24 protein-coding genes are annotated in these 22,433 nt (G+C 67.7%); 10 read left to right on the top strand and 14 right to left on the bottom strand.

Going from position 1 to position 22,433, the window contains the following annotated elements:
- Positions 1-189 precede the first annotated feature (189 nt).
- A complete protein-coding gene (locus MLG87_RS14920) occupies positions 190-1,479 on the bottom strand; it encodes an MFS transporter (protein WP_243295893.1) in 1,290 nt (429 codons plus the stop codon).
- 101 nt (positions 1,480-1,580) lie between these two features.
- Here MLG87_RS14920 and MLG87_RS14915 point away from each other — a divergent pair, with 101 nt between their 5' ends.
- Entirely contained in the window at positions 1,581-2,498 is a 918-nt protein-coding gene (locus MLG87_RS14915) for a LysR family transcriptional regulator (RefSeq protein WP_243295892.1), read from the top strand.
- A 305-nt stretch (positions 2,499-2,803) separates the two neighbouring features.
- Entirely contained in the window at positions 2,804-3,259 is a 456-nt protein-coding gene (locus tag MLG87_RS14910) for a cupin domain-containing protein (protein ID WP_243295891.1), read from the top strand.
- A gap of 629 nt (positions 3,260-3,888) precedes the next feature.
- Here MLG87_RS14910 and MLG87_RS14905 read toward each other — a convergent pair.
- On the bottom strand, positions 3,889-4,242 hold the full coding sequence (locus MLG87_RS14905; protein ID WP_243295890.1) for a GIY-YIG nuclease family protein: 354 nt from the start codon (positions 4,240-4,242) through the stop codon (positions 3,889-3,891).
- Between the two features lie 32 nt (positions 4,243-4,274).
- Complete coding sequence (locus MLG87_RS14900) at positions 4,275-4,883, bottom strand: DUF2239 family protein (RefSeq protein WP_243295889.1); 609 nt, start codon at positions 4,881-4,883, stop codon at positions 4,275-4,277.
- A 185-nt stretch (positions 4,884-5,068) separates the two neighbouring features.
- On the opposite strand from MLG87_RS14900, the gene MLG87_RS14895 reads away from it, so the two are divergent.
- Positions 5,069-6,706, top strand: coding sequence for a SpoIIE family protein phosphatase (locus tag MLG87_RS14895; protein WP_243295888.1), 1,638 nt, complete (start codon positions 5,069-5,071; stop codon positions 6,704-6,706).
- Here MLG87_RS14895 and MLG87_RS14890 read toward each other — a convergent pair.
- Positions 6,690-7,454, bottom strand: a complete 765-nt coding sequence (locus MLG87_RS14890; protein ID WP_243295887.1) for a slipin family protein — start codon at positions 7,452-7,454, stop codon at positions 6,690-6,692. The two genes, MLG87_RS14895 and MLG87_RS14890, sit on opposite strands and share 17 nt — an antisense overlap.
- A complete protein-coding gene (locus MLG87_RS16330) occupies positions 7,451-8,779 on the bottom strand; it encodes an NfeD family protein (protein ID WP_243295886.1) in 1,329 nt (442 codons plus the stop codon). Before MLG87_RS16330 ends, MLG87_RS14890 begins: the two co-directional genes overlap by 4 nt.
- Before the next feature lie 126 nt (positions 8,780-8,905).
- On the opposite strand from MLG87_RS16330, the gene MLG87_RS14880 reads away from it, so the two are divergent.
- A complete protein-coding gene (locus tag MLG87_RS14880) occupies positions 8,906-9,610 on the top strand; it encodes a hypothetical protein (RefSeq protein WP_243295885.1) in 705 nt (234 codons plus the stop codon).
- The gene (locus tag MLG87_RS14875) at positions 9,611-10,483 is read left to right on the top strand and encodes a radical SAM protein (protein WP_243295884.1); all 873 of its coding nucleotides are present in this window, start codon (positions 9,611-9,613) and stop codon (positions 10,481-10,483) included. It begins immediately after the preceding gene.
- Between the two features lie 6 nt (positions 10,484-10,489).
- Here MLG87_RS14875 and MLG87_RS14870 read toward each other — a convergent pair whose 3' ends face one another.
- The 3 genes from MLG87_RS14870 to MLG87_RS14860 are packed head-to-tail and all read right to left on the bottom strand — an operon-like array spanning position 10,490 to position 13,057.
- Positions 10,490-10,633, bottom strand: a complete 144-nt coding sequence (locus tag MLG87_RS14870) for a hypothetical protein (protein WP_243295883.1) — start codon at positions 10,631-10,633, stop codon at positions 10,490-10,492.
- Positions 10,634-10,640: 7 nt separating this feature from the next.
- On the bottom strand, positions 10,641-12,812 hold the full coding sequence (gene feoB / locus MLG87_RS14865; RefSeq protein ID WP_243295882.1) for a ferrous iron transport protein B: 2,172 nt from the start codon (positions 12,810-12,812) through the stop codon (positions 10,641-10,643).
- Positions 12,812-13,057: a FeoA family protein gene (locus MLG87_RS14860; protein WP_243295881.1), complete on the bottom strand. Its 246-nt coding sequence runs from the start codon at positions 13,055-13,057 to the stop codon at positions 12,812-12,814. Before MLG87_RS14860 ends, feoB begins: the two co-directional genes overlap by 1 nt.
- A gap of 89 nt (positions 13,058-13,146) precedes the next feature.
- On the opposite strand from MLG87_RS14860, the gene pgsA reads away from it, so the two are divergent.
- Genes pgsA through MLG87_RS14845 form a run of 3 tightly spaced genes read left to right on the top strand, consistent with a single transcriptional unit; the run spans position 13,147 to position 15,797 of the window.
- A complete protein-coding gene (pgsA, locus tag MLG87_RS14855; RefSeq protein WP_243295880.1) occupies positions 13,147-13,719 on the top strand; it encodes a CDP-diacylglycerol--glycerol-3-phosphate 3-phosphatidyltransferase in 573 nt (190 codons plus the stop codon).
- Positions 13,716-14,750, top strand: a complete 1,035-nt coding sequence (locus MLG87_RS14850; protein WP_243295879.1) for an AI-2E family transporter — start codon at positions 13,716-13,718, stop codon at positions 14,748-14,750. The genes pgsA and MLG87_RS14850 overlap by 4 nt, the downstream gene beginning before the upstream one ends.
- 42 nt (positions 14,751-14,792) lie before the next feature.
- Positions 14,793-15,797 (top strand): pseudouridine synthase, encoded by a 1,005-nt coding sequence (locus MLG87_RS14845; protein WP_243295878.1) that lies wholly within the window; start codon positions 14,793-14,795, stop codon positions 15,795-15,797.
- Between the two features lie 4 nt (positions 15,798-15,801).
- On the opposite strand, the gene MLG87_RS14840 is transcribed toward MLG87_RS14845, so the two are convergent.
- The 6 genes from MLG87_RS14840 to MLG87_RS14815 form a co-directional block, all read right to left on the bottom strand.
- Positions 15,802-16,593 (bottom strand): SDR family oxidoreductase, encoded by a 792-nt coding sequence (locus tag MLG87_RS14840; protein WP_243295877.1) that lies wholly within the window; start codon positions 16,591-16,593, stop codon positions 15,802-15,804.
- 54 nt (positions 16,594-16,647) lie between these two features.
- Entirely contained in the window at positions 16,648-17,100 is a 453-nt protein-coding gene (locus MLG87_RS14835; protein ID WP_243295876.1) for a DUF2721 domain-containing protein, read from the bottom strand.
- 94 nt (positions 17,101-17,194) lie between these two features.
- Positions 17,195-17,854, bottom strand: a complete 660-nt coding sequence (gene ribA / locus MLG87_RS14830) for a GTP cyclohydrolase II (RefSeq protein WP_243295875.1) — start codon at positions 17,852-17,854, stop codon at positions 17,195-17,197.
- Between the two features lie 106 nt (positions 17,855-17,960).
- Entirely contained in the window at positions 17,961-18,956 is a 996-nt protein-coding gene (locus MLG87_RS14825; RefSeq protein WP_243295874.1) for a DHH family phosphoesterase, read from the bottom strand.
- A 230-nt stretch (positions 18,957-19,186) separates the two neighbouring features.
- Positions 19,187-20,254, bottom strand: coding sequence for an adenosine deaminase (add, locus tag MLG87_RS14820; protein WP_243295873.1), 1,068 nt, complete (start codon positions 20,252-20,254; stop codon positions 19,187-19,189).
- Between the two features lie 131 nt (positions 20,255-20,385).
- Positions 20,386-20,886 (bottom strand): Fur family transcriptional regulator, encoded by a 501-nt coding sequence (locus tag MLG87_RS14815; RefSeq protein ID WP_243295872.1) that lies wholly within the window; start codon positions 20,884-20,886, stop codon positions 20,386-20,388.
- Between the two features lie 104 nt (positions 20,887-20,990).
- Here MLG87_RS14815 and MLG87_RS14810 point away from each other — a divergent pair, with 104 nt between their 5' ends.
- Both MLG87_RS14810 and MLG87_RS14805 read left to right on the top strand, forming a co-directional pair.
- The gene (locus tag MLG87_RS14810; protein WP_243295871.1) at positions 20,991-21,542 is read left to right on the top strand and encodes a hypothetical protein; all 552 of its coding nucleotides are present in this window, start codon (positions 20,991-20,993) and stop codon (positions 21,540-21,542) included.
- 110 nt (positions 21,543-21,652) lie between these two features.
- The gene (locus tag MLG87_RS14805; protein WP_243295870.1) at positions 21,653-22,381 is read left to right on the top strand and encodes a class I SAM-dependent methyltransferase; all 729 of its coding nucleotides are present in this window, start codon (positions 21,653-21,655) and stop codon (positions 22,379-22,381) included.
- Positions 22,382-22,433: the final 52 nt, after the last annotated feature.

Raw genomic sequence — 22,433 nt, 5'->3', positions numbered from 1 at the left:
CACTCCGCAAAGCGCTCCGGTTTGCACCGAGCTACGGCCGCCAGGATGTCACCGTGTCACACACGCCGGACCCAGACCAGCTCAAGACCCCGAGCTGCTGTACTTGTTCTTCTGGTTTCGTAACCTGCCCGAACTCCCCGAACTCAATGACACTCCTAGCCGGGAAACCAGATGGCCTGGTCCGGGACATCACCAATCAGCAGGGAAGGCGGTTTCGAGAGGTTCCGAAGCCTTTGCCCACGGCTCACCGAGGTGCAAGGCGAAAGCCACAAGGGCCGGCACCAAGACCAAGACACAGACACCGACCCAACCCCCTGCCATCCATGCCGGCCTTGCGAGAGCCGCTCCCAGAGCTTGGCCCACGAAGAAGGAGCTGGTGAACAGGCCATTGATGCGGCCGCGCGCCTCGGGCCGGACCATGTTGACTGCACGACGGCCCAGAGCCTGGTCAGCGACGACACCCGTGTCCAGAAACATGGCCGCAACGGCCATCAGCCCAAGCGGGATCCACCACGTCCCAATGGACCCCGCATAGGTGTTTGTTGAGGCCCCTGCGTATGCGGCCAGAATGGCTCCCGCAACCACGGCCGAGTGGGCCCATATCGTGGCGGATCTCGTGAGCCCGCGGTCACCTGCCTGGCCAGCAACCGGGGCAATGATGGCGCTGCCGACAGCAACGAAGGCGAATATTGCAACGCCCCGAGGACCAAGCGTAAACGGGGGCTGGATCAAACGCCACGGGATGGAAGTCCAAAAGGCGCCAAAGGAAACCATGATGGCGGCCTGGTAGGATGCGCGTCGCCTCAGGACGGGCACACGAGCGAGCAGGGGCCCTAGCGATTTCAGAGACTCCAGATAGGGCAAAGCGCCTGTGGGCTGGACAACTGGCAGCATCCGAGACAGCGCGAACAGCAATGCAGCCGAAAAAATGGCCAGGGTCAGGTACACGCTTCGCCAGCTCGAGGCAGCCGAAAGGAGCACTCCAGTAGGTCGGCACAGCAGGCCCCCGACCATGACACCGCTCATCACGGTGCCCACGACCTTCCCTCGCTCCGATTCGTCGCAAAGGGTCGCCACCATGACGACGACCATCTGCAAGGTGCAGGAGGTCACTCCAACAAGGAAGACAGCACAAAGGAAGGTTGCGGCCCCACGGGCGTACGAGGCCCCTAGAAGGGCCAGGATCGAGGCGGTCAGTGTCCCGAGTATCAGCCTCCGGTTCTCCAGCCGATCAGTCAGCGGCAGCAGAAAGACCACGCCGGTTGCGTAACCAAGCATGGTCAGCGTGGACACAAGGCCCGCCAATTGTGACGGCATGCCGATTGATGCACTGATCTCCGCCACGATCGGCTGAGAGGCGAAGAGATTTGAAACGATGATGCCGGCCGATACCGCGAGCAGGAGTAGAAGACTAGATTTTATTTTGTTCTCTTTTGTTGATTCTGAAAGGCTTGAAACCTTTACCGAAAGAGGCTGCATCACTCCACTCCTAGGCCAAGGGTTGCCTTGGAGGTTCAGCTTAAAAATGCGTTTGTCATGCGTCTATTGAATAATTAGAATAATGCTCATGAGGATTACGCATGAATACGCGAGACCTTGAAGCCTTTGTCGCGGTGGTCGACTCCGGCTCAGTCGTGGCGGCATCCACGCGCCTGAACCTTACTCAGCCAGGTGTGACCCGCCGAATTCAAAGTCTCGAGCAGCTCCTGGACGTTCAGCTTCTGGAGCGTCTGTCGAAACCCCTGCGGCCGACCGAAGCTGGGCGCCGAGTCTACGAGCTCAGCCGAAGGGTGCTTCGTTCGATCGAAGACCTGCGTGCGTCCGTCGTCCAATCGAATGCCTTGACTGGTGAATTGAGGCTGGGCATTTCTCAATTCGTCGCCGAGACCGCGCTTGCCGGACCTCTCGATGAGTTGCGGACCTCCTTCCCCCTGCTGACCGTGCATGCCACTTCCGCGTGGTCACCCGAGCTTGTGGAACAGGTCCGCCGCAGCCGGCTGGATGCCGCGGTGGTGTACTTGCCACATGATGAGAAGCTCCCGATCGGCCTTCATTCAGAACCGGTGGGGGAGCAGGCGGTCGCGGTCGTGGCCCCGCTGGACAGCCCTTTACCCGACCGCGTGCCGTTGAAGCAGCTGCGCGACATGCCTTGGGTGCTCAATCAGGAAGGATGCGGCGTCCGCAGGATGATCAGGCGGGCCCTCGAGCGGGCCGGACTTCCCTTCGAGATCTCAGTCGAAGCCAGGAGTGAGGATCTCCAGCTTTCCCTCATATCCCGCAAGGTCGGGCTTGGCATCGTGCCCCTGCGAATCGCGCAGGCGTCACCGTGGCGGGACCTGGTGCGGGTGATTGACGTGCCTGAGCTGAAGAAGGCGATTGGTATTTCGGTTGTTTACACGTCACCTGAAGGCTGGCTCTCACTCCCGATCAGGCACTTTCGCGATTCGCTGGTGGCTGCCTACGCGAAATCGATCGAGGTGGGGGGCCCTCATTCCTAACTCTGCTCCAACCAGCCAGCCAAAGCTCGAGTCTGGTCCACCCGGCTCCACCAACGGTGGGCGCGTGAGCTCGCGGCAGGTCTCCTCCTGGCCTGCGCGCAGTCCTGGAAGCGGGCGTATGAGCCATTTTCGAGCTGCGGATGGCTTCGCCCGACTGCCTCGCCTGGGCCTCGGCACGTGGGTTCCAGCGGACAATCAGCCCTTCGAGATGGCCTAGCAGCTATTTCAAAAATGGAACTTTTTACTAGACCAAACAACTGGAGACTTGGGAGGTGACCCGGTGGTCCAACTTCCCAAGGATCTTCATGCGCAACGTTCCGCCTACCACTGTTGTGGACACCACCCAGATCGGTTGGATCCCACTCTCCGAGGGGCTGTCCTTCAAACCCATTTATATATTCCCAGACCTCAGTGGTTGGCAGCTCCTGCTTCGGCTGGAACCTGGAACGGTCATCTCCCGCCATCGCCACACAGGAGAGGTCCACGCATTCAACCTTTCTGGCACAAGGCGGCTGGATACCGGCGAGATCGTAGGCCCCGGCATGTACGTTCACGAACCTGCGGGGAATGAGGATAGTTGGGAGGCCATCGGCGATGAGCCCTGCATTGTCCACATCGAAGTGAACGGCCGGAATGAATACCGGGATGCGGAGGGGAATCTGATCCGCGTCGCGGATGCTCTCGGCGCTCGCCAGGACTATCTGGATTGGTGCCACACCGAGGGCGTGGAGCCGCTCCCAGCCCTCGCGGGGATAGTCTGAGCCAAGGTAACCAAACAAGAGCATCAGGTTGGTGTTTATCGGAGGCATTGAACCGATCCATTGGGTTCATCCCTCCCATCGGGGCGCTCGTTTATCCATACGCGCTCGTGGGGTTCCACACGTCCCTGGAACACAGAGGGGGCAGGCTCGGCCTAGTCCCAGCCACCTTGCTACTGCTGGCCTTCCTCATGCCTGTCGCAGCTCTGCTCGCCGCCATGCACCTCGGGGGGAATCCAGGCACCCAACTCGGCTGAACTGAGGCCCGCAGAATCCTCAACATCGACTCCGACTGGGGGTTCGCCACCGGGGCCCCCACGGGACTGATTCATGATGCGTGGAACATCCGTCTGGTCCCGCTTTATTGGCTGGCAGTGTTCCTCGTCCTTTCTCATGTGGGCAGCGGCCTGCGGGCCATCATGCTGGCCCATGGCGCGCGGAGGGGATTGGCGGATGGCGTGGTGGTCTGGGGCGCCTAGCTTCAGCCCTTATCGCCACCGCCATTCTGCTTGGCATGTGCGGCCTGCGACTCCAGTTCCTTTAAAGCGCGCTGTGAGCGGAGCAACGCGGAAGCCAGCAGATGCCACTCCCCCCGGGCGGAAGGACATCTCAGCGCCTCAGCGGCCTGGCCGTCAGGCATCTCCCGAGATCCCTTCGCTTTCGGCGAGGAGGGCCGCCCACTCGACTTTCTTGGCTTTCAGCGTTTCTTTGAGAACCAGAGGGCTCATCTCTTCTTCGATAACCTCGAGGATGACGTACTCGAAGGCTGCCTCGCCGTGCTGGTTCCAAGCCGCCTGCAGCCCGCGGTCCAGGTGGCGTCCTTCGTTCAGCTGATGCCACAGGCCGTTCCGGGTGGTGTCGAGGTTCGGGTTCGCGCCGGCCCACGCGCGGCCCGACGCCCGGTGGCGCACCGCATAGATGCCGGGGCGCGGCTTCCGCTCCTTGTAGGCCCGAAGCGCCGCTTTCCGATCGAAGGATCCGTCCATGCCCTTTCCTCCCCTCTCCCAGGTCCCCGCCGTCAGAGCCCGGGCTCGAATGCCGCCTGCGCGAGCTTCCGGGCATGCTCCCTGACGTCCACCGGCCAGGGCTGGATGTGCGTCTCGAAGGCCGCCGCGTTCCCCGCGTAGAGCGCCCGCAGGGCCTCCTCGTACCCAGGGGCGTCACCGGCCAGGGCCGCCATGAAGCGGTAGGCGCGCTCCTGGGCCAGGCGCCTGCGCTCGCCGGCCGTCCCCGTCCGGCGGGCCTCCTCCACGAGCTTGCGCAGGGCCACCGAAGCCCCGCCGGGCTGGACGCTGAGCCACTCCCAGTGCCTCGGGAGGAGGGTGACCTCCCTTGGCACGACGCCGAGCCTGGGCCGGCCCCTCCCCCGGGGCTTTTCCGCCTGCTCCTGCGGACCGCCGAGGCGGGCGACCACGTCCTCGGGCGTCCCGCGCAGGTCGAGGTCGATGACGCGGCCCGTTTCATCGTCGAACACCAGCACACTGGGCGCCACGCCGCCCGCCACGCCCCCGACCTGGCCGCCATCCACACGGCCCTTTATGGCCACGGCCACCTGCCCCAGGGGACCAGAGGCGATACGGCGCGGGCCGTCGAAGGCGGTGCAGAGCGTCAGCGAGCGATCGAGCATGGGCGGATGTCCTTTCCTCTCTGTCTATTATTACCCGTATTAAAATCATCACGCAATAACATCCGTATAAAATTAATCTCAGCGATTTTTGCCAGATCATTCCGAGGGTGGCCGCAAAAAAAGGTGGCTCTTCTGGAAACTCACCATGGCGCACGCCGGCTGACTCGGACACAATCCTTGCCGCCATGGCCGCCATGACCCTGCATGTTCCGGGACTCGACCCGCTCCTGCTGGAGGGAGAGGACGGCCAGGCCTGGCATTTCGGCCGCTCGCACCAGAACGACGTGGTGATCGCCGATGGGGCCCTGAGCCGGCGCCACGCCCGGATCGTGATGCACCGGGGCATCCCCTTCCTCGAGGACTTGGACAGCCGCAACGGCACCTTCATCAATGGCGAGCGGGTCCATGCCCCCCGCCCGCTGCGCGGCGGGGATGAGGTGCATCTCGGGTCCGTCCACATCCGGGTGACCGGCGGAACCCTCGGTCCCGAGGTCCGGTTCCGCGACGAGAGCGGATCCTCGCCCCGGTCGAGCGTGGTCCTTCCCATCGACGAGGCCTGGCGGACATGGCTGCCCTCGGGCGCGTCGGACCGCATGGGGGCGGTGATCCGGGACTTCCAGGACCTCAGCCTGGAGCTCATCAAGGATGTGCCGCCTGGGACGCTGCTCGACCACGTGCTGGACCACCTCTGGAACCAGCTCCATCCCTGGCGGGCGGCGATCCTCCTCTCGGGTCCCGGCGGGAACCTGAAACCCGTGGCCTCCCGCGCCAGCGAAGGGCACGCCCCCATCAGCCTCTCCACGCATCTGGTGGAATCCGCCCTGGCGCGGCGGCAGGCCGTGCTGTTCCGGGATGTCGAGGCGGGCACCGCGAGCCCCTCCCTGCTCCTCAGCGGCATCTCCACGGCTATCGTGGCGCCCCTGGAATTCGAAGGCGCCATCCTCGGCCTGCTCTACCTGGACGCCAAGGCCCCGCGCGCCCCCTTCACCGAGCAGGACCTGGGCCTCGCCAGCACCTTCGCCCATCTGGCCTCGGCGAAGCTGGAGCAGGTCCGCATGCAGGAAGAGGCCCAGAGGCGGCGCTCCCTGGATCAGGAGCTGGACCTGGCCAGGCACATCCAGCAGGACCTCCTTCCGGGCCTGCCTCCGGAGATCCCCGGCTACGAGCTCCATGGCAACAACCTGCCCAGCCGGCAGGTAAGCGGCGACCTCTTCGGATGGTGGCTGCGGGAAGATGGCCGCTGGCTCATGGCCCTGGCCGACGTCAGCGGGAAGGGCCTGGGACCGGGCCTCCTCATGGCGAGCCTCTCCGCCTTCCTCGAAGCCTTCGGCGAGCGGGACATCGCGCCGGATGATCTCGCCTTCCACCTCTCCCGATCCCTGGCCCGGCACACGGACGGGAAGCGGTTCGTGACGGCCTTCCTGCTCCTCTTCGAGCCCGCCACCGGCGAGGTGACCTACACGAACGCGGGCCACAACCCGGGCTACCTGGTGAGCGCCGACGGAACCTTCCGGGCGTTGGAATCCCAGGGGCTGCCCCTGGCCATGCTGCCGGGACAGCCGTACGGCTCCGGCTCCTTCCGCCTGGAGCCCGGCGACCTCCTGGCGCTCTACACCGACGGCATCACGGAAGCCGCGGCCCCGGACGGCGAGGAGTACGGCGAGGATCGCCTCCAGGCCTTCCTGCGGACGAGCCTGACCCTCGGGCTCGATGCCATCGACGCCGGCCTCATGGCCGATCTGGAAGCCCACGCGAAGGGCGCCCCCTTCACGGACGACCGCACCATCCTCCTGCTGCGGCGGACCGCTAGCTCTTCTGGATGAAGGGCCGGAACAGCTCGCTGGGCAGCGGAATGAAGCTCGTGGTGTTGTGCTCGCTGGAGATCTCCACCATGGTCTGGAGGAAGCGCAGCTGGAGCGAGATGGGCTGTTCCGCCATCATGGCAGCGGCCTGCACCATCTTCTCGGCGGCCTGGAACTCGCCCTCGGCGTTGACGACCTTGGCGCGCCGCTCCCGCTCGGCTTCGGCCTGCTTGGCCATGGCGCGCTTCATGCCGTCGGGCAGCACCACGTCGCGCACCTCCACGGTGCTCACCTTCACGCCCCAGGGCTCGGTCTGGCGGTCGATGATCTCCTGGAGCTTGAGGTTGATCATCTCCCGGTGCGACAGCAGCTCGTCCAGCTCCGACTGGCCCAGCACGCTGCGCAGCGTGGTCTGGGCGATCAGAGAGGAGGCCTTGAGGAAGTTCTCCACCTTGACCACGGCCGCCTGCGGGTCCACCACGCGGAAGTAGACCACGGCGTCGACCGTCGCTGGGACGTTGTCGCGGGTCATCACCTCCTGCTTGGGCACGTCGATGGTCACCACGCGCAGGTCCATGCGCACCATGCGGTCGATGAAGGGGATGAGGAAGATCAGGCCCGGCCCCTTGGCGCCCCGGAGCTTGCCCCAGCGGAAGATCACGCCCCGCTCGTACTCGCGCAGGATGCGGGCCGCCTGGGGCAGGACGATCAGTCCCAGCGCCACCAGCACGACGATCCAGGGTCCCAGGTACATCACGTAGGCGTTCATGGCCGCTCCTCCTCGGAAGTCCCCACGGGTTCCACCGTCAGGGTCAGACCGTTCAGCGCCACGATCTCCACGACCTGCCCCGCCGCGATGGGCACGGCGCTGACGGCGTCCCAGTATTCGCCTTCGAGGAACACCTTCCCCCGGGAGGCGTCGATCGGTTCCACGGCCGCGACGGTCCGACCCAGCATCGTCTGGGCGCCGGCCCTGGCCGGGAGGCGCTGGGCGCGGATGCCCGCGCCGGCCACGAAGATGAAGAACAGGGCCGTCACGACGGTGGCCGGCACCAGCCACATCAGCGAGAGCCGCAGGAAGGGCTCGCTCCGGTCGAACAGCATGAACAGCCCGAGGAAGAACGCGATCACGCCGCCCCCCGTGAGCACCCCGTGGGTCGGCGCGAAGGCGTCGATGGTGAACAGCACGAGGGCCACAGCGATCAGCGCCAGCCCCGTGATGTTCATCGGCAGAACGGAGGCCAGATACAGCAGGAGGAGGAGCGCGATCACGCCCGCCACGCCTGGCAGGATGGCCCCGGGGCTGGTCAGCTCCCCGATGATCCCGTACACCACGACCAGCATCAGGATCAGCATCACCTGCGGATGCGCGATGGTCTGGAACGCCTGCTCCCGCATCGACAGGGGGATCTCGACGACGGTCGCCCCGGCCGTCTCCAGCCGCCAGGCCCCGACCTGCCGACCATCCAGCCGCCGCAGCAGATCAGGCATGTCGTCCGCGAGGAGATCCACCACATTCAGCTCGAGGGCCTTGTCCGCTGGGATGGCTGCGCTCTCGCGCACCGAGGCCCGGGCCCATTCCATGTTGCGGTGCCGCTTGCCGGCGATGGCCTCCAGGTAGCTGGCGGCGAAGTTCTCCAGCTTCTGCTTCATCACCTCGTCCTGCTTCTCGCCCCCGCCGATCCCCACGGGATGGGCCGCCCCGATGCTGGTGGACGGGGCCATGGCCGCCACGTCGGCCGCCATGGTGATGAAGCAGCCCGCGCTGCCGGCCCAGGCGCCCTGGGGGGAGACGTAGACGACGGTGGGCACGGGAGAGCGCAGGAAGCTCTGGATGATCTCCTTCGTGGAGTCCAGGAGCCCGCCCGGCGTGTCGAGCTGGATGACCAGGCACTGGGCCTTCTGGCCCGCGGCCTCCCCGATGGCCCGCGCCACGTAGGTCGCCGTGGCCGGGCCGATGGTGCCCTGGATCCGGGCCACGCAGACCCGCCGATCCGGCATCCCGGGAGCCCACACCAGCGGCGCGGCCAGGATGGCGAGCGCCAAGGCGGCCACCCGGCGGAACCAAGCCGCCTGGTACTCCGGGGATTTCACCCTTCCGCGACCAGTTCGCACAGCGACCTCGCGGGAACACACCAAGTTTAATCCCCCTCGTCCAGCCGGCCTCATACTCGTCCCATGTTCGTGGCGGTGGGTCGGATCCCTGGAGCTCCCGAGGTCGTGGCCCGGGCGGCACGGCTGGCGGGCCTCGCCCTGCCGGACGCGGCGCGCATGCTGGCGGGCACCCTGCCTCGGATCCTCGTCCGGGCCACGCCGGACGGCGAGAGCCTGGTGGCGGCCCTGACGGCGGAGGGATTCCTCGCCTGGGCGGCCGAACCCTCCGCCGTTCCCACGGACGGAACCCGCGTGGTGGTGCGAAGCCTTGATTGGGAGCCGGGAGGCTTCCAGGCCGTGGACACGAAGGGCCAGACCCACCCGTGCCTCCTGGACGCGGTCCGTCTCCTGCAGCGGGGAGCCCGGACCCAGAGCACCACGGAGATCATCAAGACCAAGGAGACGCGCTTCGACCTGGGCAAGGCCGTCCTCAGCGGAGGGCTCCTGCTGACCAAGAAGGTGGAGAAGGTGGAGGAGCGCACCACCCACGCCAAGGAGCCCTTCCTCCTGGTCCAGCGCGGGGATGGCCACCCGGACCTGATGATCTATGAACACGCCATGGACTACCGCTGCCTCGGCCCGGACATGCGCCCCGCGACCCTGGCCAACCTCGCCCTGCTCACCACGCGGTTCCAGACCCTCTGCCCGCAGGCCCCCCGTGATGATCGCGTGGGACGCCCGGGCTTCGTGGCCGGCCTGCCCCACCTCCCCGTGGACCCAGTGGACCTGGCCCTGGACTTGGTGTCCGAGGCCCGGCGGAGGGGCTGCTGAGTGCGCTACGACGAGCCCCTCTTCCGCCCGCCCAGCGAGGCCGACTCGTTCATCCTCCAGGCGACCCTGGGGTGTTCCTGGAACGCCTGCACCTACTGCGCCATGTACCGGGGGAAGCGGTACCGGGAGCGGCCCTTGGAGGACGTGCTGACCGACATCGCCGAGGCCGGGGCCCGCTTTGCGGAGGAGGTGCGGCACGTCTTCGTGGCGGACGGGGATCCCCTGGGCATGGCCATGGACCGGTGGGAGCCCACCCTCCGGGCTCTGGCCGCGGCCTTCCCTCGGTTGCGGCGGGTCAGCACCTATGCCACGGCGCGCAATCTCCTGGGGAAGGCGCCCGGGGAGCTGAAGCGGCTCCGGGAGCTGGGCCTGTCCCTCCTCTACCTCGGCCCGGAATCCGGCGACGAGGTGACCCTCCACCGGATCGCCAAGGGGGCCACGGCGGAGGAGCACGTCGAGGCCGCCCGCCGGGCCCGGGAGGCGGGAATGGACCAGTCCCTCATCTTCCTGCTGGGCGCCGGGGGCCGCGACCGCAGCGAAGCCCACGCCCGCGCCTCGGGCCGCCTGGCGACGGCCATGGATCCCCGCTTCCTCTCCACGCTGACCCTGACGGTGGTGCCCCACACGCCGCTGGCCGCGCTGGAGGACCAGGGGCGCTTCGAGCTTCCGGACCCGCGGGGGCTCCTGATGGAACTGCGCTGGTTCCTGGAGGAGGCCCGCCCCGGCAACGCCGTCTTCCGGTCCAACCACGCCTCGAACTACCTGCCCATCGGCGGTCGGCTGCCGCGGGACCGGGAGGCCATGCTGACCGCCATCGACGCCGCCCTCGAAGGCAAGGTGCCCCTGCGGCCCGAGTGGGCGCGGGGGCTCTGAGGCCCCTCAGCGCCGCCGGGCGGCGGGACAGCCGCCGGAGCTGCAGTGGGAGCAGGCGTTCCCCGCCTTCAGGTCCTGGTAGGCGCCCCGCAGGAAGTAGAAGGCCGACCAGCTGACGGCAGACGCGACGAGGACGAGCTGGAGGTTCATGGGCACCTCACGCGAAGCCGAGGGCGCGGCCGGCGGCCACGGTGATCCAGGCCAAGCCCCAGCCCAGGACCAGGCCGTAGGCGATGGTGAAGCCCGCCCAGCCCCAGCTGCCCGCCTCGCGGCGGATCATGGCGACGGTGCCCAGGCAGGGCGTGTAGATGAGCGTGAACACCATGAAGGCCAGGGCCGTGAGGGGGCTCAGGCCCGAGTTGTCGCGGAGGGACACCTGGAGCGGACTGAGGCGCTCGCCCGGCTTCGGCTCATCGCTGGCCTGGTGGATGACCGCCATGGTGGAGACCACGATCTCCTTGGCCACAAAACCGGCGGTGAGGGCGATGACATCCTTCCAGGCCTCGGCGCGCTTGTGGTCCGGATCGAGGATGGGCCGGAGGAGGGGGGAGGCCTTCTGGCCCAGCCGCGCGGCCAGGCTAGTATTCACGATGCGGCTCTCGTGGGCCAGCTGGAGCGCCCTGAGGCGGTCCTCCTCCTCGGCCCCGGGCAGCTTCAGGGCGGTCACGGCCTGCCGCTGCTCCTGGTACTGGGCGGTCCACTCCTGGTTGGCGATGCCGGGATAGCGCGAGAGGAACCAGATCAGCGTGGCGCCCGCGAAGATGGTCGTGCCGGCGCGGGTGAGGAAGACCGAGCCCTTCTCCCACATGTGGATGAGTGTGGCCTTCAGGACCGGCAACCGGTAGGGCGGCAGCTCCATCACGAAGGGCGAGCTGGGCCCGGCGAACAGCGCGCTGCGCAGGATGCGGCCCATGAGGACGGCGAGTCCCAGGCCCAGGAAGTGCATGGCGATGATGGCCAGGGCCGCCTTGAAGGGCGTGAAGAAGGTCCCGGCGATGACGATGTAGACCTGGAGGCGCGCCGAGCAGCTCACCAGTGGCGTGACGAGGATGGTGATGAGACGGTCCTGCCGGCTCTCGATGGTGCGGGCGGCCTGGATGGCCGGTACGTTGCAGCCGCTGCCCATGATGAGGGGGATGAAGCTCTTCCCGTGGAGACCCATGACATGCATGAGGCGGTCCATGATGAAGGCCGCCCGGGCCATGTAGCCCGTGTCCTCCAGGAAGGCGATGCAGCCCATGAGGATCATGATCACGGGCACGAAGACGATCACCGCGCTCACGCCTGGGATCACGCCGTCCACCAACAGGCTGGTCAGCTCGCCGGCGGGCAGGTGGGCCCCGGCGAAGTCCGACAGCGCCTTGAAGCCCTCGGCGATCCAGTCCTGGGGGATCTTCCCGAGGATGAAGGACACCGAGTAGACCAGGGCCAGGATGCCCACGAAGATGGGGATGCCCAGCCACCGGTGGGTGAGCACCGCGTCGAGCCTGGCGGTGGGGGTGCGGCCCTCGTCCGGCGCCGTGGCCACCTCCTTCACCAGGCCGTGGGCGAACCCGTAGCGGCGCTCGGCGATCAGCGTCGCGCCATCGGCGCCCAGGTGGGGCTCCAGGAAGGCGAAGCTCTTCGCGAGCTGCTGGCTGATGGCTTCGCTGGCGTGGCTCTCCGCCACGCGCCGCTTGGCCTCGGCATTGTTCTCCAGCAGCTGGAGGGCCAGCCAGCGGGGCGGCATGGCCGCCTCGAGCTTCTCATCGCGGCAGATCTCCGTCTCGAGCTTGGCCAGCTCGCCCTCGATGTCGTGGCCATAGTCCACGGTGATGCGGCGGCAGCGGGTGGACTCGCCGCGGGCCAGCACCGCCAGCAGGGCCTTGAGCTCGGGAATGCCCTGGGCCCGGTTGCCCACGGTGGGGATGACCGGGCCGCCCAGCAGGGTTTCCAGGGCCGCCACGTCGATGTGGACACCCCGGTTTTCGGCGTCATCCACCATGTTGAGGACGAAGGCCACGGGCTTGCCCAGCTCCAGGAGCTGGGTGCTGAGGTAGAGGTTGCGCTCCAGGTTCGAGGCGTCCAGCACGTTCAGGACCAGGTCCACCTCCGGGGAAGCCAGGAACTGGGCGGCGACCCGCTCATCCTCGCTGCGGGCCGCCAGGGAGTAGGTCCCGGGAAGGTCCACCACCTCCAGGGTCAGGCCGTCCTGCTCGAAGGCGCCGCTGCGCCGTTCCACGGTGACGCCGGGCCAGTTGCCCACGTGATGGCGGGCCCCGGTGAGGGCATTGAACAGCGTGGTCTTCCCGCAGTTGGGATTGCCCGCCAGGGCGATGGTGAGGGACATCAGGCCACCCGGTGCACGAGGATGCAGGCGCTCTCATCCCGTCGCAGCGACAGGTGGTAGCCCTTGATCACGAGTTCCATGGGATCGCCCAGGGGGGCCAGCTTCTCCACCCTCAGGCGCGCGCCCCGGATGAAGCCCATCTCCAGCAGGCGCTGACGGATCTGACCCTGCGCCTTGACCTGGATCACCTCCCCCTGGTCCCCCGGCTGGAGGTCGCTCAGCGGGATTGATAGATTCTGAGTCATAATCTCAACTCCAGACCATAGTCTAACTCCCCATTAGGGTGCTACAAGGTCTAAGTCAAAGGATGTGATCTCCGTCTAAACTGGATCCGATGCCCACGACCAGCCCCCTGACCCTGCCCAACGCACTGACCCTGCTGCGGATCCTGGCCATCCCCTTTTTCGCCATCGCGGTCTGGTACGGACACCACTGGCAGGCCTTCATCATCTTCGGGGCGGCGGGGCTCACGGACCTGTTGGACGGGCTCATCGCCCGGGCCTTCGACCAGGGATCGGACCTGGGCGCCGTGCTGGATCCGGCCGCCGACAAGCTGCTCATGACCACGGCCTTCGTGCTCCTGGCCTGGCGCACCCAGGGCATGACCGCGCCCATCCCCGTGTGGGTGGCGATGCTCGCCATCACGCGGGACCTGGTGATCTCCTTCTACGCCTTCGCCTCCGTGGACCGGCTCAGCGACAGCAAGTTCCACCCCAGCCTTCTGGGCAAGGTGAGCACGGCGGCCCAACTCGTCGCCGTCTCCCTGGGCCTGCTGTTCAACGCCCTGGGCTACCGGCGTTGGATGGATCCCTTCCTCCCGGAGATGTACTGGGTGGTGGCGGCCCTGGTGCTGGCCTCCGGCATCCACTACTTCGTGCGGGCCACCCGGACCGCCGCCGCGGGATGACGGACCGGGGCCGGATTCCCCTCCGCTTCGCCCTGGCCGCGGCGACTGCCCTGCTGGCCCTCTGGCTGCTGCGGCGGGCCCTGGCCCCCTTCTTCTTCGCCATGGTCCTGGCCTACCTGCTGGGCCCCCTGGTGGATCGCCTGACCGGGCGCCTGGGCCGGCCCTGGAGCGTGGTTGTGGTACTCAGCGGCTTCGTGGTCGCCGTCGGCGGCTTGTTGATGATCCTGGTGCCCTGGCTGGCGGACCAGGGCGAACGCCTCGCCACTTCCCTGCCGGGCTGGAAACAGGCCCTGGAGGCGAGGCTGCTTCCCTGGTTCCAGGCCCACCCGGCCTGGCAGGCCCGCCTGGAGCGCGGCCTGGAGGGCCTGGATCCGGGACTGCTGCTCCGCGGCCTCCGCGCCACGGGCGGCGGCCTCCTGGGCTGCTTCCTCGACCTGCTCGCCCTCATCCTCGTGCCCCTGATCCTCTACTACCTGCTGCTGGAGGGCCCCCGGCTCGTCGCCAGCCTCCGGAGCCTGGCCCCCCCGCGGCACCGGGAGCGCATGGACCGCATGGCCGGAGCCATCCACCAGCGCCTGGGCGGCTACATCCGCGGCCAGGCCGCCGTGGCCGCGGCCATGGCCCTGCTCCAGGGGCTGGCCCTGGCGATCCTCGGCGTGCCCTACGCCTGGCTGCTGGGCCTGGTGGCCGGCGTGTCCAACGTCGTGCCCTACTCCCCCTACCTGACCGCCCTCCCGCCGGCCCTGGTGCTGGCCTACCTGGACGGAGGGCGCACGGGACATCTCGTGACCCTCGCCCTCGTGTTCATCGCCGTGCAGAAGGCCGAGGCCTTCTACTTCACGCCCGTCTGGGTGGGGCGCGCCAGCCGCCTGCATCCCCTGGAGGTGCTGCTGGCCCTCACGGCCTTCGGCTTCTGGTTCGGTGTGCTGGGGTTGATCTTCGCGGTGCCGTTGGCGGTGGTGCTGAAGGTGGTGGCCGAGGAGCTGCTGGCGGACTACCGGGCCCATCCCTGGTTCGGCGAGGAAGCCTGATAGACTGGGCCTTCCGCGTCGGGAGACGCCGAAGGAGCCGCCATGAGAAAGCCCGCCCCGAAGGGGCCCCGCACCGCGCCCGCCACTCGCAAGCCCGCCGCCGGCAGACCGGCCCGGTCATCATCGCCAGCCCGGCCGGCCGCAGGTCCGGCTCGGCCATCCTCAACTTCCCGCCCGTCCTCGGCCTCCCGCCCCACCTCGGCCCCTGCCAGCCGCTCGGCGTCCGGCGCCCCGACGCGGAGGCCCGCCATCGACAAGACCCGGCCCGCGGCCAAGCAGGCCCCTCGCAAGGCCGCTGCGCCCCGCCCCGGCGGCGCTTCGCCTCGCCCTGCCCAGGCCGGTCAGGAGCGCCTCCAAAAGATCCTCGCCGCTGCGGGCATCGACAGCCGCCGGGCCTGCGAGCAGATCATCCTCGACGGCCGCGTGCAGGTGAACGGGAAGACCGTCGCCGAACTGGGCGCCCGCGCCGATCCGCGCCGGGACGAGATCACCGTGGACCTCATCCCCATCCACAAGGAGGCGCCGGTCTACATCCTCATGAACAAGCCCAAGGGCTACGTCACCACCGTGAAGGACGACCAGGGCCGGCCCACGGTCATGGCCCTGCTCAAGGGCGTGCCGGGCCGCCTCTACCCGGTGGGCCGCCTCGACTTCAACTCCGAGGGCCTGCTGCTCATGACCAACGACGGCGCCCTCGCGCAGGTGCTCATGGGGCCCGAGCATGAGATCCCCAAGGTCTACCTGGTGAAGGTGCACCGCACGCCGAAGCCCGAGCTGATGAAGGAGCTTCAGGAGGGCTTCCTGCTCAGCGGGCGGCGCCTGAAGCCCTGCCACATCGAGATCGCCGAGAAGGGCGACAACCCCTGGCTGAAGGTGACCCTCACCGAGGGCAAGAACCAGCAGATCCGCCGCATGTTCGCCGCCGTGGGCCACCCCGTGAGCAAGCTGCGCCGCGTGCAGTTCGGCCCCCTGGCCGACCAGTTCCTCAAGCCCGGCGCTTGGCGCTTCCTCAGCCCCCAGGAGATCGCGGCGATCAAGAGCCTGTAGCGATCTACAGAAGCGACGAGATCGCCCCGCCGTCCACCGCCAGGGTGCTTCCGGTGATGTAGGAGGCCCCGGGTCCCGCCAGGAAGGCCACGGCCTCGCCGAATTCCCTCGGCTCGCCGTAGCGCCCCACCGGGATGCGGGCGCCCTGCTCCGCCCGGATGTCCTCCATGGTCCGGCCGCTGGCCTTCGCGGCTTCGCCGTCCAGGAAGCGGACGCGGTCCGTGAAGATGCGCCCCGGGGCCACGCAGTTCACGGTGATGCCGTCCTTCGCCACCTGCCCGGCGAGGGTCTTGGCCATGGCCGTCACCGCGGCCCGCAGCGAGTTGGAGAGCACCAGCGCGGGAATGGGCTGCTTGACGGCGCTGGAGGTGATGAAGAGGATCCGGCCCCAGCTCCGTTCCTTCATGCCGGGCACGACCGCCCGCGCCAGGCGCACAGCGGGCATGAGCAGGCTGTCGAAGGCTCCCTGCCAAGCGGCATCGTCGAAGCCCATGAAGGGCCCCGGCTGGGGTCCGCCCGTGTTGGAGACCAGCACGTCCACGTGGGCGTAGGCGGCCAGGGTGGCCTCCACCAGCCGCTGGACATCCTCGGCACGGCCCAGGTCCGCCACCACCGGCAGGACCGCGCGCCCCGTGGCCCGGCGGATCTCCTCGGCCGCCTTCTCCACGGCCGCCTGATCCCGGCCGCAGATGGCCAGGTCGCAGCCGGCCCGCGCCAGAGCCTCGGCCGAAGCCCGGCCCAGCCCCTTGCTGGCCGCCGTCACGAGCGCCACCTTGCCTTCCAGTTCCTGCCCCATGGGTGCCCTCCTGCGGGGCATTGTGGCATCCGGAGGCGGGAAGAGGTCAGCGAATCAAGCCAGGTGCAGGCTCCGCACCGCCAGCAGGATCTCCCGCAGGAAGAACACCAGGGCCGCCACGAAGGCCGCCATGGCCAGGATGAAAAGCAGGGCCACGGGCACGGCCACGCTGGCCTTCAGCACGGCCCCCAGGAACACGGTGGCGATGCTGACGCAGACCAGCAGCGCCGCGGTGGTGCCGGAGGTGATGGCCAGGTTGATGAACCGCCGGCGATGCGCCAGGGTGTGCATCTCGTCGTGGATGGCCGGGTGCCGACGTTCCGGCGCCTGATCCAGAAGGTCCTTCAGCGCCCGGGCCCGGTCCACGATGCGCGCCAGCCGGGTGGACAGCACGCCGAGGATCGTCCCGATGGAGGTGAGCAGGAAGACCGGCGCCACCGACAGCTGGATGACGTGGGAGATGTCCGTGATGGTCTGGGCGGAAACGGGAGGCGCGGGGACGGGCATGGCTCTATAGCTATCAGCTCTCAGCTGTCAGCTGTCAGTAAAAAATGCCGCGCCCCTCTTGAGCTGAAAGCTGAGAGCCGATGGCTGACAGCTCCTACAGCACCTCTTCCTCGAAATCCAGCATGTGCCCACTCTTGCGGGCCTTGGTCTTGAGGTAGCGCAGGTTGTGGGGGTTGGAGGCCAGCTGGTGGCGCTCCCGCTCCACCTCGATGCCGGCGGATTCCAGGGCCCCGATCTTCCGGGGATTGTTGGTCAGCAGCTTGACCTTGGTGATGCCGAAGAAGTTGAGCATCTCCACGGCGCAATCGTAGGTGCGCAGATCGTCCGGGAAGCCCAGGGAGTGATTGGCCTCCACCGTGTCGAGCCCCTGCTCCTGGAGGGCATAGGCCTTGAGCTTGTTCAGGAGGCCGATGCCGCGGCCCTCCTGGCGGAGATAGAGCACCATTCCCCCATGCTCGGCCACGTGACGAAGACCCTCTTCCAGCTGCTGGCGGCAGTCGCACCGGAGGCTGCCCAGCACGTCGCCGGTCCAGCACTCGGAGTGGATGCGCACGGGGATGCGGCGCCGGGCGTCGATTTCGCCGGCCACGATGGCCAGGTGTTCCTTGCCCGTGGCGTGCTCCAGGAAGCCGTAGACCGTGAACTTGCCGAAGATCGACGGCACGTTGGCCTTGGCGATGAAGGGCACCTTCTCCGCCTGGAGCTTGCAGAACAGTTCGAGTTTCGGGGCGCTGCTGGGTTCTTTGGGCGACATGGGAGTCCGGGAAAGGGTGCGGGTCCAACCATTGGATGCCGCCCGGGGGGAACATGAAGTCTGGGACCAGGCTTTTTTCTCGGCAAGCCGATCCGGAGGGTGGCGGCTAGGCCATGTCGCGTCCGATCTGGTCCATCACGGCTGCCTCGACCTCGGCGATGAACGCCGGCAGCGGCATGGCCGCCTTGGCGCCCGAGGCCAGGCGATGGCCCCCGCCCCCGAACCGGCGACAGACCGCGTTCACGTCCACCTTCTCGCGGGAGCGGAGGCTGACCTTGGCCCGGCCGTCCGCCGCCTCCGAAAACAGGGCGGCCACCTCGACGCCCTTCAGCTTCCGGGGCTCCTCCACCAGCTCGTCCAGGTCCTCGTGCGTGGCGCCGCAGGCGGCCAGGTCCGCCTTGGTCACGGCCACGTAGGCGAAACGGCCGCCATCCCTCATCTGGAGCCCGCCCATGGCCCGGCCGAAGAGCTTGAGCTTGGCGGGTGTGGCGGTTTGGTAGAGGGCGTTGTAGGTGCGGGCCGGATGGACGCCCTGTGCGATGAGGTCTGCGGCCGCCTGGTGGATCTTGGGCGTGGTGTTGGAGTGCCGGAAGTTGCCCGTGTCGCTCACCATGCCTGCGTAGAGGGCCTGGGCCATCACCGGCGGCAGGTCCCCGCCGATTCGGGGCCGCACCAGGTCGTAGACCAGCTCCGTGCTGGCGCTGGCGGTGGGATCCGTGAACTCGTCGTCGAAGCCGTGGGGCGCATCCTTCAGGTGGTGATCCAGGCAGGCCCGTTCGGCCTTCGTGCCCTCGAAGGCGGCGTAGAGCGCCCCCATGCGGTGCGGTTCCGAGGCGTCGATGAGCAGCCAGGCGTCTGGCCAGGCGGCCAGGTCCACATGGGCGCCCGCAGGATCGTAGGCCTCGATCCAGCCCTCGGGATCCAGGAACCGCAGATTCTCCGGCAGGACCGGCGCCACCACGATGCGGGCCTCCTTGCCCTCCTCCTTCAGGTGGGCCGCCAGCGCCACCGCCGCGCCCACCCCATCTCCATCCGGGTTCTCGTGGGTGGTGAGAAGGACCTTGGCATGGCCATCGAGAAAGTCGGCAAAGCGATCGAGCATGAATCCTGACCTCGATAGTCAGGATATCAGAGGTGCTCCTTCTTCTCGGTATCGGCTTCGCCGATACGCGAGACCGCGCCGACTCATCGAGGCCTTACAGATGCTCCTTCTTCTCGGTATCGGCTTCGCCGATACGCGGGACCGCGCCGACTCATCGAGGCCTTACAGATGCTCCTTCTTCTCGGTATCGGTTTCGCCGATACGCGAGACCGCGCCGACTCATCGAGGCCTTACAGGTGCTCCTTTTTGCTCTCCAGGCTGCCCGGCTTGAAGGCCTTCAGCTCGTGGACCACTTCGGCCAGCAGGGCGCGCTTGAGGGCGTAGGGCAGGAAGGCGCTCTTGAAGCCCATGATGATGAGGTCCTTGATCTCCTCGAGGCTGAAACCCAGCTCCTCGTGGATGACCTGGAACTCGCGGCTCACGGTGGTGTTGGTGACCATGCGGTTGTCCGTGTTCACGGTGACTCGCAGGCCCAGGTCGTAGAACAGGCGGATGGGATGGTCCGCCATCTTCTTCACGGCCTTGGTCTGCACGTTGCTCGAGGGGCAGCACTCCAGCGGAATACGGTGGTCGTTCACGTAGTTCAGCAGGTCGCCGTCCTCGATGAGCCGCACGCCGTGGCCGATGCGGTGGGCGCCGCAGAGGTGGATGGCCTGGTGGATGCTCTCGGGGCCGTAGGCCTCGCCCGCGTGCAGGGTGCAGTTGATGTTGTTCTGCAGCACGCGGCCGAAGGCGTCCTTGTGACGCTTGGCGGGGAAGTTCTCCTCGGCGCCCGCCAGGTCGAAGCCCACCACGCCCTTGTTCTTGAAGGCCACGGTGAGGTCCGCCAGTCGCAGCGAGATGTCGGGCGAGATGTGGCGCATGCCGCAGAGGATGACGCCGGTCTTGATGTTGTGCTGCCTCTCGGCCTGGGCCAGGCCCTCCAGCACCGCCTGCACGATGGCGTGCAGCGTGAGGCCCTTCTGCTGGTGGAGGATCGGGCTGTAGCGCACCTCCATGTAGCGGACGTTCTCCTTGGCCGCGTCCTCCGCCAACTCGAAGGCCGTGCGCACGAGGCTCTCGTAGGTCTGCATCACCGAGAGGGTGACGTCGAAGGCCTTGAGGTACTCCACCAGCGACTTGCAATCGTCGCCCACCTCCACGAAGGGCCGCAGGCCCTCAGGCGTGTCCGCGGGCAGCTTCACCTTCTGCTGCTCGGCGAGGTCGAGGATGGTGGCGATGCGGAGGCTGCCGTCCAGGTGGACATGCAGATCCGTCTTCGGGAGGCGCTGGAGATCCTGGATCGTAAGTTTCGGCATGGCCTAGCCTAGCGCTTCGCGAGGCGGGCGACCATCCGATGAGGACCTTGGAATAAGCAGAAGCCCGGCTTCGCCGGGCTTCTGCGCGGGGGTCCGGGGGTGTACGCGCAGCGCGGAACCCCCGGAAAGTATCACACGTTGAGCTGGCTCATCCGGTGCGCCAGCGTCGGCGCGTCCGTCTCGCGGCTCTGGCACTCCTTGCACAGGCCGAAGATCTGGTGGCTGTGGTGCATGGGTCGGAAGCCGTACTCGTGGCAGATGGCCTCCTGGAGGGCCTCCAGGTCCGGGCGGAAGAACTCGATGATGGCGTCGCAGTTCAGGCAGATCAGGTGGTCGTGGTGCTCATTGCTGCGCACGGCCTCGTAGTGCGCGTGCTGGTCGCCGAAGCTGCTCTTCCGCACCAGGCCGCACTGCACCAGCAGATCCAGGGTGCGGTACACCGTGGCCCGGCTGATGGCCTTGCCCTTCTGCTTGAGCGCCATGTGCAGCTGGTCCGCATCGAAGTGGTGGACCTGGCCGAAGACCTCCTCCACCAGCTCGAGGCGTTCGCCGGTCAGCTTGAGCTGCCGCGATCGCAGGAAGGTTTCGAAGCGCTGCTGTTCCTCGGGGCGTTCGATCTTGGGTTTGCGCATGGAATCCTCGGTGGCAAGTCTAACCGGTCCAGTCGACAGATCGTATTTTACAGATGAAAACCCAAAGCGTATTATGTATCAACCGTATGCATATTGGAGCCCCCATGGCCATCGTTATTATACAATCCCCCAATCTGTCATCGGACCAGAAGTCTCGCATCGGGGAGCGTGTCATCACGGCACTCCAGCAGGAAGGCCTGCCGCCCGGCTCCGTGGTAGTGCTCTTCCGCCCCGAGCGCGGCGACATCTACCTCGATGGCCTGCTGGTGCAGGCCCAGGTGTCCGCGCCCGTCCAGGCCGCGGTCCCGCCGGCGCCCAAGCCCGCTGCCCCCGCGCCCGTGGCCGCCCCGCCGGCCTTCAAGACCAAGGCCCGCCGATCCAAGCCCGAACTGGAAGACCTGAAGGGGGATCTGATGCGCGCCCTTCAGGACAAGGGATCCCTCAGCAGCTTCGAGGCCCAGGTGGCCCTGGACCTCAAGGACTGCGACTGGGCCCCGGCCACGCTTCGCCGCCTCTTCACCGAGCTGGAGGAGGCCAAGCTGATCACCAAGAGCGGCCAGAAGCGCGGCACCCGCTACGTCTGGAAGGGCATTGTCAACACGCCCCAGTCCACGCCCATCGTGAAGCTGGTGAAGGCCGACACAGACGAAGGATGATGCTCTCCGGGGGTTCCCCGCTGCGCGCCCACCCCCGGCCCCCCGGGGCAGAGGACCGGCAAAGCCGGCCCCCTGCTTTTCCCCCAGGGGAGCCTCGTCACACTCGGGCCATGGAATGGTTCGCCTGGGACTTCGACCGCCCGGCCTACTTCCAGATCTACGCGGACAAGGACGCGGAGGCCGCCACCGAAGGGCCGGCGCTCGCGGCCTTGCTGGACCTGCCTCCGGGTAGCCGGATCCTGGACCTGCCTTGCGGCTGGGGCCGCCTCCAGCCCCACCTGGTGGCCCGGGGCTGGGAAACCGTGGGGGGCGACCTCAGCCGGATGAACCTGGATCGCCACCGGAAGGAACACCCCGCGGCCCTGGCCCGCCTCGACCTCCGCGCCCTGCCCTTCCGGGTGGGCTGTGCGGATGGCGTCTTCTGCGCCTACACCAGCTGGGGCTATTTCGCCACGGACGCGGAGAACCTCCGCCAGCTGGCCGAGTTCGCCCGCGTGCTCCGGCCCGGGGGCGCCCTGCTCCTGGATCTGGCCGGCCGCTCCTCCCTGCGGCGTACCATCGCGGAAGTCGAGGGGCAGTGGCTGGAATTCCCGGACGAAGGCTACGAGGAGCGCGCCACCTGGAGCCCCGACGGCCGCCGCATCCGCACGGAGCGCCGCTGCCAGGGCGAAGCCTTCCGCCACGACATCTGGATTCCCTCGGACACCGAGGTCCGAACCAGCCTCGCGGCGGCGGGCTTCGGAGACGTGGCGGCCTACGGCGGCCTGGACGGCCGGCCCTGGGCGGAAGAGGCGGAACGCTGGATCTACCGGGCCTTAAAGCGGTGTTCTCCTCTTTGACAGCGCCTGTCGCCCCCTGAGGGGCTCGAATGCCAGGACCGAGGCCCCCCTT

The sequence above is a fragment of the Geothrix mesophila genome, from assembly GCF_022808835.1.
GTDB classification, from domain to species: Bacteria; Acidobacteriota; Holophagae; order Holophagales; family Holophagaceae; genus Geothrix; species Geothrix paludis.
This window is presented reverse-complemented; position numbering and strand designations above follow the sequence as displayed.